The organism is Thermovirga lienii, assembly GCF_036847465.1.
Taxonomy (GTDB): Bacteria; Synergistota; Synergistia; order Synergistales; family Thermovirgaceae; genus Thermovirga; species Thermovirga lienii.
On the sequence record NZ_DAITZW010000003.1, the window covers coordinates 41,510 to 56,849 of the forward strand.

Sequence of the window (15,340 nt, forward strand, 5' to 3'; positions counted from 1 at the left end):
ATGAGTAGTGGAGCAGATAAAACTTTTGGGGAAGGCACGAAGACTCATAAAAGAAAACAGGGAGTGTTTTTCACATCCTCAGGTGATATAGTAAACGCTCAAGAGTCCACTGATTTGTTGTTGATGGTAGAGGCCCTAAGTGGTGAGGAACAAGCTCCATGGGATCTAACCAAAATAAGAGACGCCATGATAAGAGAAGCAGGAGTGGAACCCTCTCTAGCAGAGGAAATTGCTATTGAAGTTGAAGATGAAATATCTCGTTATGGAAGAAGTAGGGTGACCACAGATTTGATAAGGGAGATAGTCAACGTAAAGCTTTTTCAGCGAGGACTGGATGCCAAACTGAAAGATCATTCAAGGTTGGGGTTACCTCTTTACGATCTGGAAAGGCTGCTGTTGGCTCCTAATAAAGAAAACAGCAACACCACTCACAATCCAGAGTCAATAAACTTATCCATTGCAGAGAGGATACTCAAGGAGTATGCTCTCAAGAAGATTTTTCCTTCCGATGTTGCCAGGGCTCATCTTGCAGGGGATATTCACTTACACGATCTTGGTATGGTAAATAGGCCTTACTGCTCTGGACAAAGTTTGGCTTATGTCATCAAGTACGGGATAAATTTGCCCTCCATCACAAGCGTTTCATCGCCAGCGAAGCACCCTGAGGTCCTTATAGCTCACATGTCCAAGATGACTTCAGTCCTTCAGAATAATTTTGCAGGTGCCATTGGTTGGGATGCGGTGAACATGTTCTTTGCCCCGTATTTGGTTGGATTGGATTATCAGCATATCAAGCAGTTGGCTCAAATGATGATCTTTGAATTCAACCAGCTTGCAGGTGGCCGTGGGGGTCAAGTGGCTTTTACTGATATAAATCTGTATTTTGAAATCCCAAGGCACTTTAGAGACGTTGAGGCCTTAGGGCCGGGCGGCGTTCCTACGGGCAAAACCTATTCTGAGTATTCTCATGAAGCAAAGCTGTTTTTGAAGGCTCTTTTTGAGGTCTATTTAGAGGGAGACGAAAGAGGACAGCCATTTTTCTTCCCCAAACCTTTGCTTCATATAACTGATGATTTCTTCAAGGAACCCGGGTGGGAGGAGTGCCTTGCCCTCGCATGTAAGGTGGCCTCAGAAAAGGGCAATACTTATTTCGTCTTTGACAGAGGCGGAGTGGCAAAGTTGAGTGAGTGCTGCAGGTTGAGTTTTGAATTGACTGACGAAGATTTGAAGGAGGCTGCTACTCCTTGGAAGATGCGCTACAGTGCTTTGCAAAATGTCACCATCAATTTGCCCAGAATTGCTTACAGAAGCATGGGCGATGTGGATACTGCGTTTGCTTTGTTGGATGAAGCCATGGAGCTTGCCGCAAAGGCTCATAAATGCAAGAAACGCTTCTTGGAGGAGATTTTATCCTTAGGGGAAAACGGCCCTCTCTCTGCCCTTTGCGTTAAACATGATGGCGAGGCGTATCTTAGATTGAGAAAGGCTAGTTTCTTAGTGGGCGTGCTGGGATTAGAGGAAATGGTGAGCTGTTTGGTGGGCAGCTCCCTTCATGAAAGCAAAGAGGCTATGGATTTGGGGCTTGCGGTTATCAAGTACATGGAATTGAAGTGTCAGGAGCTTGCTGAAAAACACAACTTGAAAATGGTTATAGAGCAGACTCCTGCGGAGAGTACGGCTTACAGGTTTGCTAAGCTGGACCTTCGAAATTTCCCAGAGCTGGCTCCTCGTTATGTAAAGGGGAATATAAAAACTGGAGAAGTTTATTACACCAACAGCACCCATTTTGCGTATGACGCTCCGGTTGATCCAATCACTAGGGTCATAGAAGAGGGCCGGTTCCATCCCATGATAAAGGCAGGGGCCATAACTCACATTTGGCTAGGGGAGAAGAGGCCAGATCCTCGAGCATTGGCTTCCTTCGTGCGCAAAACCTATTTGCATAGTGAAAATGCTCAGATTACCTTCAGCCCCGAGTTTACCGTGTGCAGCGATTGTGGGAAGATCAGCAGAGGGCTCAAAGAGGCTTGTGTTTTTTGCGGTAGCAAGAACGTAGACGGTATAACCCGCATAACAGGTTACTTCACCAAGACTTCTTCCTGGAACGCTGGTAAAAGAGGGGAGCTTAAGGACAGGATCAGGGTAGGGGTGAATTGATGTTATGAGTGATGGGAATATACCGATAGGCGGGCTTTTGCCCGTCTCTTTTTTGGATTGGGATGGCAGAGTTGTCTCTGTGATTTTTACTCAAGGTTGTAATTTTCACTGTCCTTATTGCCATAACAGGGAGCTCGTATTGGGTGAGGTTGATCTTTTAAGTCAAGAATGGGTTATTGAAGAAATAAAGTGCAGGAAGGATTTCCTTGATGGTATAGTGATCTCTGGTGGAGAACCGACTGTACATGAAGGGTTGCCTTGTTTCATAAGGGAGCTTAAAAAAGCAACGGGTTTGCCCGTAAAGCTTGATACTAACGGTTCTAACCCAGACATGCTCAAGACTCTTATTCATGAAAAGCTGATATCCTGTGTGGCTATGGATATGAAAGGGCCATGGGACAAATATCAGCATATTACCCGCAGTAATGTGTCGGTAGAGTTGGTTAAGGCCTCTTTGAATGTTTTACGTCGTTCCAATTTGGAGTACGTATTGCGAACCACATACGTTCCTCATCTTATGTCTTTGGAAGACTTAAAGGAAGTCCAAAAGCAACTTTCCCACGATCGATCTTGGAGGATTCAGCTTTTCTCCTCCAGAAAAACCCTCGACGAGGAGTATCTCTATTATGCAGAACCGTCTCCTTTGGATGTGAAAGAATTTTTACCGGACGTTCCTGTCGTAGGGATTGATTTATAATAAATAACATATAGGGTGACCAAAAATCTTAACAGAAGGAAGTGATGAAAGTGGCCGTTAGGATGGATTTCGTAACAGAGGAATTAAAGAGGCTCAAAGACGAGGGCTTATATACTTACATAAGGACGATAGAAAGCCCTCAAGGGCCGTGGGTCGTGATTGAGGGACGCAAAGTATTGAACCTGTGTTCTAATAATTACTTGGGGTTGTGCAACGAGGAAAGACTAAAGGACAAAGCAAAGAAGTACATTGATCAATACGGAGTCGGCCCAGGTGCCGTAAGGACGATAGCTGGCACCATGTCAGTTCACATAGAGCTAGAGAAAAAATTGGCTGCATTTAAGGGAACAGAGGCAGCAATGCTGGTTCAGTCCGGTTTTTGCGCAAACCTTTCAGCTATACCTGCCTTAGTTGGCAAGGGAGACCTCATTTTCAGTGATGAGCTGAATCATGCCTCCATAATAGATGGTTGTCGCCTAAGTAGGGCCGAGATAGTAAGGTACAAACACAACGATCCAGATGATTTGGAAAGAGCGCTTAAGGAAAAAGAAGGAACAAATTGTAGAAAACTTGTGGTAACCGATGGAGTCTTTTCCATGGATGGCGACATAGCCCCCTTGCCTGAGCTGGTCGAGGTAGCGGAAAAGTATGGTGCAATGATAATGGTGGATGATGCCCATGGAGAAGGAGTCCTTGGCCGGAGAGGCAGAGGAATAGTGGACCATTTTGACCTTCATGGCAGAGTGGACGTGGAGGTGGGCACACTGTCAAAAGCCTTTGGAGTCATGGGAGGGTTTGTGGCCGGCAAGAGCGAGCTTATAGAGTATCTCAGGCAGAAAGCGAGGCCCAACCTATTCAGCAGCGCCTTAACCGTTCCTGATGTAGCGGCGAACATTGCGGCAGTCGAGATCTTGCAGGAGAGCGGCGAGCTCGTGGAGAAACTTTGGGATAACGCCTTTTACTTCAGGGCTAGGATGGGAGAGCTAGGTTTCGATACAGGACATACTCAAACCCCTATAACCCCTGTAATGGTCGGCGAGGCTACACTGGCCAAAGAGTTGAGCATGAAACTATTCGAGAGGAACGTTTTTGCCCAGGCAATAGCTTTCCCAACGGTTCCTAAAGGTAAGGCGCGCATAAGGGTTATGGTTTCAGCTTCTCACACTAGAGATGACTTGGATTACGCTGTTTCCGCCTTCGCCGAGGCAGGTAAGGAGTTAGGGATAATTGGCTAGTTGCATATACTGGCCATCCTCAAAGGGTTTCAAAAAAATATTTTTTCGTGTAGAATTTTTACAGAAACATACTAAAAGTGGGGGTGAAGGTGCGTGAGAAAAGGTTTATTGTGTAGCTTTTTGTCTGCTGTTTTAGTGCTGGGGTTATTGCTTGCCAGCGCGGGTGCCGTCATGGCAGAGGATACCATTAAGATTGGTGTCTATCTTCCGCTGACTGGTCAGAATGCCTTCGGAGGACAGCTGGAGCTTGATGGAGTCAAGATGGCCCATCAAGAAGCACCGGAGGTCTTGGGTAAGAAGGTAGAGCTCTTCGTCGTGGACAACAAATCTGACAAAGTGGAGTCCGCAAATGCCGTAAAACGTTTGATCAACAAGGACAAGGTCGTAGCAATCATAGGCACTTACGGTTCTTCCCTTGCCATGGCTGGCGGAGAAGTGGCAGAGAAAGCTGGCATCCCTATGGTGGGAACATCCTGCACTAACCCCTTGGTAACCCAGGGCAAGAAGTACATTTTCAGGGTGTGCTTCATAGATCCGTACCAGGGAGCGGGTGCAGCGACTTATGCTTACAGGGTTCTTGGCCTAAAGAAAGCAGCTCTGCTTGTGGACGTTGCCAATGACTACTCTGTAGGACTTGCAGGCTTCTTTGAAAAATCATTCAAGAAGATGGGCGGCGAGATAGTTGCCAAGCTCAAGTACAATTCAGGTGATCAGGACTTTACTGCACAGCTTACAGAGATTATAAGCAAAAAACCTGATGTCCTGTTTATTCCATCGTACTTTGCAGAGGGCGCTATAATAATGAAGCAGGCTCAGGAGCTGGGAGCCAACTTCCAGATCATGGGTGGAGATGCCATGGACAACCCGAAGATTGCGGAGATAGGTGGCAGCGCAGTTGAAGGATTCATCCACACAACATTCCCCTATGATCCTTCCATGAAGGATATGAATCCAGTGGCTAAGGAGTTTACAGAAAACTGGAAGAAGCTTCATCCCGACGAAGATCCCAATGTTAACGCAGCACTTGGATATGATGCATACATGATCTTGATAGATGCCATTAAGCGTGCTGGAAGCGCAGATCCCGAAGCCATCACCAAGGCTTTGGCTGAGACAAAAGGATTCGTTGGAGTAACTGGCGTCACTACCATTAACGAGACTCACGACGCGGAGAAGCCCGTTGGAATAGTTAAGATAGTAAACGGCAAAAAACAGTATGTTACCACTATAGAACCTGAACTGTAAGTTCCACATATTCAAAACAAAAAAGGGGGGAGGAGTGGATATAGCCTCCCCCATCTCTTTGAAAGCAAGAAGGAGCTCAAATGAGCTTAGCAATGTTTATTCAACATTTGTTAAATGGCCTTACTTTGGGTAGCTTGTATGCCTTGATAGCCATAGGTTACACCATGGTCTATGGTATACTGCGCCTCATTAACTTCGCTCATGGCGAGATATTTATGCTGGGTGCGTATTTTGTTTTTTGGGGAGTAACTCTTTTCCATTTGCCTTGGTTTGTGGCAGTTATCGTTTCGATCATAGTTACGTCTTTTGCAGGAATAATGGTCGACAGGGTTGCCTACAGACCATTGAGGGAAGCCCCTCGTATTTCAGCTCTAATCAGTTCCATTGGTGTTTCTTTTTTCTTGCAGAATTTTGCGATAGTCGTTTTCTCTGCGATACCTAGAGAAGTTCAAAGGCCAGATTGGCTTGTTAATGTCATAGTGTTGGGGAAGGTTAGGCTTTTGCCTCTTACTTTGGTAGTTCCTGCCCTTTCCTTTGTTTTGATGCTGGCTTTGCTGTTTGTCGTTTATAAAACGAAGCCAGGGTTGGGCATGCGAGCTATATCCAAGGATATAGAGACCAGCAGGCTAATGGGAGTCCCGGTAAACAAAGTAATTGCTCTCACCTTTGGTATGGGCTCTGCTTTAGCCGCTGCATCGGGGATAATGTGGGCTCTTCGATATCCCCAGCTGCAACCGATAATGGGAGTGATACCCGGTTTCAAGGCCTTTATCGCTGCGGTCTTTGGGGGCATCGGATCTATCCAGGGAGCCGTTATTGGAGGCCTTATATTGGGTTTCATAGAGATAATGATAGTGGCTTTTATGCCGTCGCTTGCAGGTTATAGAGATGCTTTTGCTTTTGTTCTCCTCATAATAATATTACTCTTCAAGCCCACTGGACTTCTTGGAGAGAAGCTGGAGGATAAAGTATGATGGAAGTGATCAAAAAAAGAGACTACATTTTGAATACCTTAGCGTTGGGTTGTTTGGCATTGTTCCTCTATTGGGCAGAAAATCACTTGGATGGCTATAAAATACAGATACTTAACCTTATAGCAGTCAATATCATATTGGCCCTAAGTTTGAACCTCATATATGGGTTTACTGGCTTGTTCTCCTTGGGGCACGCAGGTTTCATGGCTATAGGAGCTTACACATGTGCCCTTTTGATCCTTCCGCCCATGCAAAAGGAGATGCTCTTCATATTGGAACCTGCTATGTGGCCTTTCTCCGTAATGCATGCACCTTTCCTCGTGGCAGTTTTGGCAGGTGGTCTAATGGCTGCTTTGTTTGGTATATTGATAGGACTTCCTGTCCTAAGACTGGGAGGAGACTACTTAGGGATAGCTACTTTGGGTTTTGCTGAGATAATACGAGTATTGGCGAACAACTTGCCCAGGGTGACCAATGGAGCGCTAGGCTTAAAGGGTATTCCAGGCTATGCTAATCTTTGGTGGAACTATGGCTGGTGTTTCGTCACGCTGTTCGTTATAGTGAGGTTGGTGAACAGCAATTTCGGTAACGCCCTCAAAGCTATAAGGGACGATGAGATTGCAGCGAAGGCCATGGGGATAAATACCTTTAAATACAAACTTACGTCTTTCACGATAGGGTCGTTCTTTGCAGGAGTTGGTGGTGCCCTGCTTGCCAGTCTCCTGACCACCATAGATCCAAAGATGTTCCTCTTCATACTTACGTTCAACGTCCTAATGATAGTCGTTGCAGGAGGTCTTGGCTCCATATCTGGTTCCGTAATAGGAGGAGTAATAATAACGGTACTTCTTGAGTGGCTCAGGTTCGTTGAGAATCCTATCAACATAGGTTCTCTGTCCATCCCAGGGATCCCTGGTATGAGGATGCTTGTTTTCTCGTTGGCTCTTTTGTTTATTATCCTTTTCAGACGACAAGGCATAATGGGAATGAGAGAGATAACGTGGGATAGCGTGTTAGGGTTTTTTAGAAAGAGGGGTGGAAGAGGATGATGTCCACATCCCAAGATATAGTTCTTGAGACGAAAAACGTAACCATGCGGTTTGGCGGTCTCACAGCCGTGTCGGATTTCAACATCCAAATAGAAAAGGGTAAGATTTACGGACTAATAGGCCCCAACGGAGCAGGTAAGACTACCTGCTTCAACATGATAACTGGGTTTTATACTCCTACGGAAGGTCACATATTCTACAGGGGCATGGATATTACCGGGTTTCCACCCTATAAAGTATGTCAGCTTGGTATAGCGAGGACGTTCCAAAACATAAGGCTGTTTTCCAACGAAACGGTCCTGCAGAATGTCATGATAGGTGGTCATTTGAGACAAAAAACCACATGGTGGCATGCGTTGCTCAGTTTGCCCTCGTATTTTGCCGAAGAAAAGGCCATACGTCATAAGGCCTTGGAATTGTTGGAGGCCGTTGGATTGCGGGAATATGCAGCAGAGAGAGCAGATAGCTTACCCTATGGAGCCCAAAGGCGGCTTGAGATAGCTAGAGCTTTGGCAACTGAGCCTACCTTCATTCTCTTGGATGAGCCAGCTGCAGGAATGAATCCCCAGGAGACTCAGGAGCTGATGGGTTTTATTAGGGACATACGAGAACAGTTTGATCTCACCATACTTTTGATCGAGCACGACATGAAGGTGGTAATGGGTATATGTGAGAAGATATGGGTTCTCGACTATGGCGTCACCATCGCCCAGGGAACTCCAAAAGAGATCCAGTCTAACCCAAAAGTTATAGAGGCTTATCTTGGAGAGGAGTACGTGCAAAATGCTTAGCATTCAGGATTTGCATGTTTACTATGGCGGCATTCACGCTCTTAAAGGAATATCCTTTGAGGTGCCTGAGGGCAAGATAGTAACGTTGATAGGTGCAAATGGGGCTGGCAAAAGTACCACCCTTAGGTCCATAGCAGGCTTGGTCAAGAAGGCTAAAGGCTCCATATCGTACAAAGGTCAGAGAATTGATAGTTTGCCACCGGAAGATATAGTGAAAGCAGGAATAGTCTTGTCTCCAGAAGGTAGAAGAATATTCCCGCACCTTACGGTTTTGGAGAACTTGATGCTCGGGGCGTATACGAGAAACGACAAAGAAGGCATAGAGAAGGATCTTGAGTGGGTCTACGAACTGTTCCCCAGATTGAAGGAGAGGACTTGGCAAAAGGGGGGTACCCTCTCTGGTGGAGAACAGCAGATGCTAGCACTTGGTAGAGCTCTTATGAGCCGGCCAGATGTGGTCATGCTAGATGAACCTTCGCTGGGACTAGCTCCATTGTTGGTCAAAGAGGTATTTGAGATAATAGAGGCCATCAATGCTCAAGGGAAGACTGTCTTGTTGGTCGAACAGAATGCCTTTGCAGCGCTTAAGGTGGCTCACTATGCTTATGTCCTCGAAGTTGGTAAAATAGTGCTTGAGGGCCCCGGCCAAGAGTTATTGGAGAACGAAAAGGTCAAAGAAGCGTACCTGGGAGGGTAGCAAATTATTAGATGCCAACGTTGCGAGGGGGCCGCTTTCTTGCGGCCCCCTCGGTTATCTGTTCTTGTTTGGGAGGAAGATATGACGACGCTTAACTTACCCAATACGATAAGCCTGCTAAGGGTTTTTTTGGCTCCACTCATTATGGTAATTTTGACTTTACGAATTCAGTGGGGAGATTTCTTCGGGTTACCTTACGGTGATCTGTTAGCAGGGGTCATTTTTATAATAGCTGCCCTGACAGATACATTGGACGGGTACATAGCCAGAAAAAAAGGATTAGTAACAAACTTTGGCAAGCTGGTGGACCCCCTTGCGGACAAAATATTGGTGACCGCTGTTTTAATAGCCTTGGTAGAGTTGCAGCGCTTGCCTGCTTGGATAGTTGTGGTCATAGTTTCAAGGGAATTTTTCGTTACTGGGCTTAGAATGGTGGCAATATCGGAGGGGCGAGTGGTAGCTGCTTCTAAGTGGGGTAAGGCGAAAACCATTATACAGATCATCGCCATACTAGTCGTCATTTTCAACCTTCCAGGTGGTTTTTTGGCAATGATACTGGCGATGATAATTACAGTAGCATCCGGGGTGGATTATTTCTGGAAATTGAAGGACATTTTCTAGAGAGCTTTTAATGCTTCATGAGGCAACAGAAACGAGAAAATGTTGCCTCTTATTTTGTGGGTGGTAAGGTGCTATAATGTAAGACAGCCAAGAAAGCGGAGAGAGACCAGTTAGACCTCCAATATGCCTTTTGATACCACCAGAGCACACATATTCAATAACGGTGCTACGCCTGTAGACTGCGTCATAGATGAAGCTTTTGATCCGGAAAGTGATCATCCTTTCAAGGGTAACGTGGATATCAACAAACTTGAGAAGGTTATAATTGAGCATAGGGATTCCATTCCTCTCATAATGGTTACCGTGACAAACAACTCCGGTGGCGGACAACCAGTTAGTTTGAAGAATTTACAAGAAGTTTCTGCAGTGGCCAAGAAATACAATATCCCGTTCTTTATCGATGCTGCTAGGATGGCAGAGAACGCTTACTTTATAAAGATGAGGGAAAAGGAATATGCCTCTTGGAGTTTGGCAGATATCCTCAAGGCAATGATGGACACTGCTGATGGGATTTCTGTTTCATGTAAGAAGGATCCATTGGTCAATATCGGAGGAATGATATGCTGCAGGACCGAGGAGATGTACCACACCCTTTTGCCCAGGGTGATTCTGTTTGAAGGGTTCGCCACTTATGGTGGACTTGCAGGTAGGGACTTGGAAGCCCTTGCTGTGGGACTAAGAGAGATGACCGATGAACAGTATATGGCCCACAGGATTGCTCAGGTTAGATACCTTGGTGAGCTCCTTGAAGAAGGAGGGGTTCCCTTCGTCAAACCCACGGGAGGGCACGCTATATTTATAGACGCCGCAGCGTTTTTTCCACATATTCCTCAGGAGTACTTCCCGGCGGACGTTTTATCCATAGAGGTTTATAGGGAAGGAGCTATAAGAGGTATAGGGCTAGGAGCCTTGGCCTTCGGAACCAAGGACGAGAAAACAGGGGAATTAAAGTTGCCCAAGCTTGAGCTTTACAGGCTCGCCATAAACAGAAGGACGTACACAAACAGCCATCTCGAGTATGTGGCTAAGAAAATAATAGATGTGTACAAGAGAAGGGACCAGGTAAGGTACGGCCTAAAAGTGAAATACGCACCTCCGGTAGAGGGGATACACCACTTCTTAGCCCATTTGGAGCCCTTCAACCTGTAACAAATTCACAAAAATAAATAACCCAAAAAGAAAAAGCGGAGCTTGCAAGCTCCGCTTTTTTGACTGGACTTTGAGGGAACACTATAATGGGAATCTGATGTAAAGATTTGTTTTTTATTTTCGCAGAGGTGAATGGAATGTTTGAAGGGTTAAAGAAGAAGTTAGGGCTCGATAAGAACGAAAGACATTTGAAAAGATACAGGAAAATAGTGGAAGCTATAAATAGCTTGGAACCGGAAATGGAGAAGCTGTCTGATGAAGAACTTTCCAATTTGGGAGCCAAATATAGAGAAAGGATTTTGAGAGGCGAGAGTCTAGATTCCCTACTTTCTGAGGTTTTCGCGGCTGTAAGAGAGGTATCCAAGAGAGTTTTGGGGCTAAGACATTTCGATGTCCAGCTTATGGGCGGTATCGCTCTTCATGAAGGCAAGATAGCAGAGATGAAAACCGGTGAGGGAAAGACTTTGGTCGCCACTTTACCGGTTGTTTTGAATGCTCTTTCTGGAAAGGGAGTTCATGTCGTTACAGTCAACGACTATTTGGCCAAGAGGGATGCCGAGTGGATGAGGCCTATCTATAACTTCTTTGGTCTAAGTGTAGGGGTAATTTATGCTTTCATGGACAACCAGAAGAGGAAGGAAGCCTACCAAGCGGACATAACTTATGGCACTAACACGGAGTTTGGATTCGACTACCTGCGGGACAACATGGCTCTACATTCATCACAGTTGGTCCAAAGGGGACATGAGTACATCATCCTTGATGAGGTGGATTCAATATTAATCGACGAGGCACGAACGCCGCTTATCATATCAGGGCCTTCAGAGGATAATGTTGAAATATATAAGAGAGCTAATGATGTTGCCCTACGTCTCAAACCCCAAGTTCATTTTGAAATAGACGAAAAGGAACGAAATGTGGCTCTTACAGAAGAGGGCATAGCTGAATGTGAAAAGCTTCTTGGCGTGGAGAACTTGTTCGGAGAATATCATAATTCAGAGCTAGGACACAGAGTAGTTCAGGCCTTGAAAGCTCATTACCTTTTCGAGAAGGATGTCCATTATGTTGTGAAGGACAACGAAATAGTTATAGTTGACGAGTTCACCGGAAGATTAATGTTCGGGCGTAGATATTCCGACGGTCTGCATCAGGCCATAGAGGCCAAGGAGAGGGTGCCCATAGGCAGGGAAAACCAGACCCTTGCCACTATAACCCTGCAAAATTATGTCAGGATGTATCGCAAAATAGCAGGTATGACGGGTACCGCTGCTACGGAGGAAGAAGAGTTTAAAGAGATATATGGGCTTGAGGTTGTAGTCATTCCCACCAATAAGCCCATGATACGCCAGGATTATCCTGACGTCATATTGAGGACTAAAAAGGAGAAATTCGCTGCTGTTGCCGACGAGATAGAGGAAACCTACAAGTCGGGGCAGCCAGTCTTGGTAGGAACCACCTCCATAGAGAATTCGGAGCGTTTAAGCAAGATTCTGAAAGCCCGAAAGATCCCTCATCACGTCCTTAATGCAAAATATCACGAAAAAGAAGCCCAGATAGTGGCTCAGGCGGGTAGATTGCACGCTGTGACGGTCGCCACTAACATGGCAGGTCGAGGTACTGACATAATCCTTGGAGGCAACCCGGAGTTCCTTGCCCGAGAGGAGATGGCGAAAGCTGGACTAGATTGGACAGAACACAAAGATGAATACGAGAGGATATTGAAAGAGAAAAAAGAAGAATGCCAAAAGGAACATGAAAAGGTCGTTGCTCTAGGTGGTTTGAAAGTCATAGGTACCGAACGGCACGAGTCTCGCCGAATTGATAATCAGCTCCGAGGGAGAAGTGGAAGACAGGGGGATCCAGGCTGTAGCAGGTTCTATCTTTCTCTGGAAGATGATTTGCTCCGTCTGTTTGGTTCGGAGCGAATTGATGGACTGATGCAAAAGTTGGGGATGGAGGAAGGTGAGTCCATAGAACACGGCCTAATATCGAAAGCCATAGAGTCAGCTCAGAAAAAGGTGGAGCAGTATCACTTTGATATACGGCGCCAACTTTTACTGTATGACAACGTGATGAATCAGCAACGGGAAGCTGTATATGAAGAGAGACGAAGCATCCTTACAGGGAACAACCTTATAGAAAGGGCGCTACAAATAATAGAAGACGCTGTCAAGAGTGTTCTTTCGAGTGCTTTTTCAGAGGAAGGAGAACCACAACTGGAGGCGGTATCCATAAAACTCAAGGGCATTTTCGGTCCTGGCGTGGAAAGGCCCCTTTTGGATGTGGAGGATCCCAGGGATCTCGAAGAAGCCTCTGAGAAGATAATAGATCTTTTGAGGGAGAGATTCAGAAAGAAGATAGCTGAAATGGGAGATGAAACGGCAAACGAGATCATAAGGTTTGTCTTCCTCCATGTGCTGGATAGCGCGTGGAAGGAGCATTTGTTGGCAATGGACGAGCTTAGAAGGGGTATAGGACTGAGGGCAATAGGACAGAAAGATCCTCTTTTGGAATATCAGTTTGAGTCTTTCAATTTGTTCAGTGAAATGATGGAGAGGGTAAGGCTCAACATAGCTGAATACTTGTTTAGGGTCTCGGTGGTAAAGGATGAAGAGCTTCAAAAAGGCGATGATAGTAGGGTAAGAGAAAGTAGGGATTTACTGCCCATAGGCATGTCTGTTCCCGATCAGAGAGGGACACAAACAGCTGCTGGAGACCAGGTTGGCAGGAGAGAGCCCATACGCAAGGGGCCCAAAGTAGGAAGAAACGATCCTTGCCCATGTGGTAGTGGTAAAAAGTACAAGCACTGTTGTGGGAAAAATTAGAAGGCTTAGTCTGGAAAGGATAGGTGCTCAATGAAAAGGTTGTTTCCCTCTAAGCTACGCCCTTGTTTGTTGGTAGGGATAATGCTGTCAGCGGCTTTGCTTTTGGCCCCTTGTGCTGGTGCCTTCGACGTCGAACAGGACTTGCAGAGGTTACTTACTGAGGCACCTTCCTCGGAATTGTTCGAGGGGTCCAATGGCCTGATTCTGTTAAGGGAAATAAAGTACAGTTTGACCGCTGATGGATCAATGGAGCGTACCACGTTTTTGGTTTTTGAGGAAGTAAGCCGTCTCGTTGATGTTTTGCCAGAAGTTGAAATTGCCCCGCCTGAAGGTGGAAAGTTGGAGATACTGGAGGCTGCTGTTTTTGGAAGGGATACTTTAAGAAGGACGTTGCCACTACTCCCTGAATCAGCCTTTGGAGTTCGCAGCACGCCTGTATCTGTACGAGTTCCTAGCAGTTTGGACGGCAACGTGATGGTTTTAGGGTTTAAGCAGACTTGGCCCGGAAGAGTAAACGTCGAGGACAGGGTGGCTGTTTCATTGTCTTTGCCTCAATGGGAACAGAGAATAATAGTTGAAGTACCTAAAGGAAGCGATTTTTATTGGAAGACTGAGGGTATGGATCCTCCAGTTATGGAAAGGGGAAATTTGAAAGATAAATATGAATGGACTTCAATTAACGTAAGACCCAAAAGGTGGAATTCCATTTTCGTTCATAACGAACCTGTCATCGCCTTTAGTATGCGAGAAGGCTTGAAGAGATCTTTGGAAGCAGGTTATGAGTATATTCAGTATCTTGCAGATATATTGGAGCCGGTGTACGTCAAAGAAAATAAGATAAATGGTGCTAACAAGACAAAAAGGGGATTTGACCTGCTGAGCGAATTAAATGCTAAAACATTCCATCCTCTGGATCTTTCGGGAACACTACCAGCAGGGGCTGATACCTTAAAAGGAAAAGGGCTTTTAACTCAGTGGGAATCTGCTGCGTTGGCATGGAGGCTTCTAGGAAGGATGGGATGGGAGACAGACCTCTTCTTTTTGCCTGCTGTAGAAACGGAAGGTAAGGTTCCTGGGTCTTTGGCTTTGTGGGAGGCCCCTGTGGTTTATGTCAAACCGCCAAGTGGAGAAGGTTTTTTCTACAAGTTTGGCCAGATTGAGAAGCCAGGAGCTGTAGCTTCAGGGCTTTATGGGAGAACCATGTTGGGACTTAAGGAGGGGGAGGTAACCAGAGAAACTGTCAGTGCTCAACCAGCCCAAAAACATCTTCTTGAATTACAATGGGATCTGTCCTTGAGTTCGGAAGGCAAAGCTGAAGGCTTTTTGTATATGAAGGCCTCGGGCGCGTGGATCTCAGACCTTTTGGAAGAGGGGCAGAATGGAAAAGAAGGGGTACGAAAGTTTATGGGTGCCCTCAGGTTCCAGAACGTTTCAGGGGTGTCTTTGCGGGACGCCGAGATAGACTACAAGGGATCGGCGTTCACCGTTACATTACCGGTGGATACCAATCTTGGAATAGTGGGACAAGATAATCTGTTGGTTCGATGGCCAACGGTTTTCATGCCGTGGCAAGAGGAAGTGCTTGATGAAACAGAGAGCGCTAAGATTAGACATCCTTTCGTGTTCCAGCAAAAACTAAAGTTGCGTTTGCCAGATGGCTATAAAGTGTTAGTTTTACCGACGACAGGATCATATGAAAAAGAGGGTGTTAGCCTTCTTGAGGATGTCAGGATTCGTGGCAAGGGAAAGGTACTTGAAGGAGAGACTAAATTGGTCGCTGCGGGGTCTTCCCTGTCGGGAGAAAAACTTGATATATTGAAGGCATTAATGACAAGGCTTATGAGGTGGAAGGACGTTACCGTCCCCCTCCAGAAAAAACCTTAAGTGGGGTGAGGATATA

Annotated in this window: 12 protein-coding genes; all 12 read left to right on the forward strand. The window is 45.9% G+C overall.

Annotated features, from left to right (window positions below):
• The 12 genes from nrdD to V7Z69_RS02170 all read left to right on the forward strand — a co-directional run bounded on the left by nrdD (position 1) and on the right by V7Z69_RS02170 (position 15,324).
• Positions 1-2,157 carry an anaerobic ribonucleoside-triphosphate reductase gene (nrdD, locus tag V7Z69_RS02115; protein WP_334138272.1) on the forward strand — a complete coding sequence of 719 codons (2,157 nt, stop codon included), beginning with the start codon at positions 1-3 and terminating at the stop codon, positions 2,155-2,157.
• Between the two features lie 4 nt (positions 2,158-2,161).
• Complete coding sequence (locus V7Z69_RS02120; RefSeq protein ID WP_014163483.1) at positions 2,162-2,854, forward strand: anaerobic ribonucleoside-triphosphate reductase activating protein; 693 nt, start codon at positions 2,162-2,164, stop codon at positions 2,852-2,854.
• 44 nt (positions 2,855-2,898) lie between these two features.
• Positions 2,899-4,089 carry a glycine C-acetyltransferase gene (locus V7Z69_RS02125; RefSeq protein ID WP_014163482.1) on the forward strand — a complete coding sequence of 397 codons (1,191 nt, stop codon included), beginning with the start codon at positions 2,899-2,901 and terminating at the stop codon, positions 4,087-4,089.
• A 171-nt stretch (positions 4,090-4,260) separates the two neighbouring features.
• On the forward strand, positions 4,261-5,334 hold the full coding sequence (locus V7Z69_RS02130; protein WP_334138334.1) for an ABC transporter substrate-binding protein: 1,074 nt from the start codon (positions 4,261-4,263) through the stop codon (positions 5,332-5,334).
• 80 nt (positions 5,335-5,414) lie between these two features.
• On the forward strand, positions 5,415-6,308 hold the full coding sequence (locus V7Z69_RS02135) for a branched-chain amino acid ABC transporter permease (protein WP_014163481.1): 894 nt from the start codon (positions 5,415-5,417) through the stop codon (positions 6,306-6,308).
• Entirely contained in the window at positions 6,305-7,357 is a 1,053-nt protein-coding gene (locus V7Z69_RS02140) for a branched-chain amino acid ABC transporter permease (protein WP_014163480.1), read from the forward strand. Before V7Z69_RS02135 ends, V7Z69_RS02140 begins: the two co-directional genes overlap by 4 nt.
• Entirely contained in the window at positions 7,354-8,148 is a 795-nt protein-coding gene (locus V7Z69_RS02145; RefSeq protein WP_014163479.1) for an ABC transporter ATP-binding protein, read from the forward strand. Before V7Z69_RS02140 ends, V7Z69_RS02145 begins: the two co-directional genes overlap by 4 nt.
• On the forward strand, positions 8,141-8,845 hold the full coding sequence (locus tag V7Z69_RS02150) for an ABC transporter ATP-binding protein (RefSeq protein WP_014163478.1): 705 nt from the start codon (positions 8,141-8,143) through the stop codon (positions 8,843-8,845). The genes V7Z69_RS02145 and V7Z69_RS02150 overlap by 8 nt, the downstream gene beginning before the upstream one ends.
• Positions 8,846-8,926: 81 nt before the next feature.
• Positions 8,927-9,466: a CDP-diacylglycerol--glycerol-3-phosphate 3-phosphatidyltransferase gene (pgsA, locus tag V7Z69_RS02155; RefSeq protein WP_014163477.1), complete on the forward strand. Its 540-nt coding sequence runs from the start codon at positions 8,927-8,929 to the stop codon at positions 9,464-9,466.
• A 123-nt stretch (positions 9,467-9,589) separates the two neighbouring features.
• Positions 9,590-10,615 carry a tryptophanase gene (locus V7Z69_RS02160; protein ID WP_334138277.1) on the forward strand — a complete coding sequence of 342 codons (1,026 nt, stop codon included), beginning with the start codon at positions 9,590-9,592 and terminating at the stop codon, positions 10,613-10,615.
• A 137-nt stretch (positions 10,616-10,752) separates the two neighbouring features.
• Entirely contained in the window at positions 10,753-13,440 is a 2,688-nt protein-coding gene (gene secA, locus V7Z69_RS02165; protein ID WP_014163475.1) for a preprotein translocase subunit SecA, read from the forward strand.
• A gap of 66 nt (positions 13,441-13,506) precedes the next feature.
• Complete coding sequence (locus V7Z69_RS02170) at positions 13,507-15,324, forward strand: hypothetical protein (RefSeq protein WP_334138279.1); 1,818 nt, start codon at positions 13,507-13,509, stop codon at positions 15,322-15,324.
• Positions 15,325-15,340: the final 16 nt, after the last annotated feature.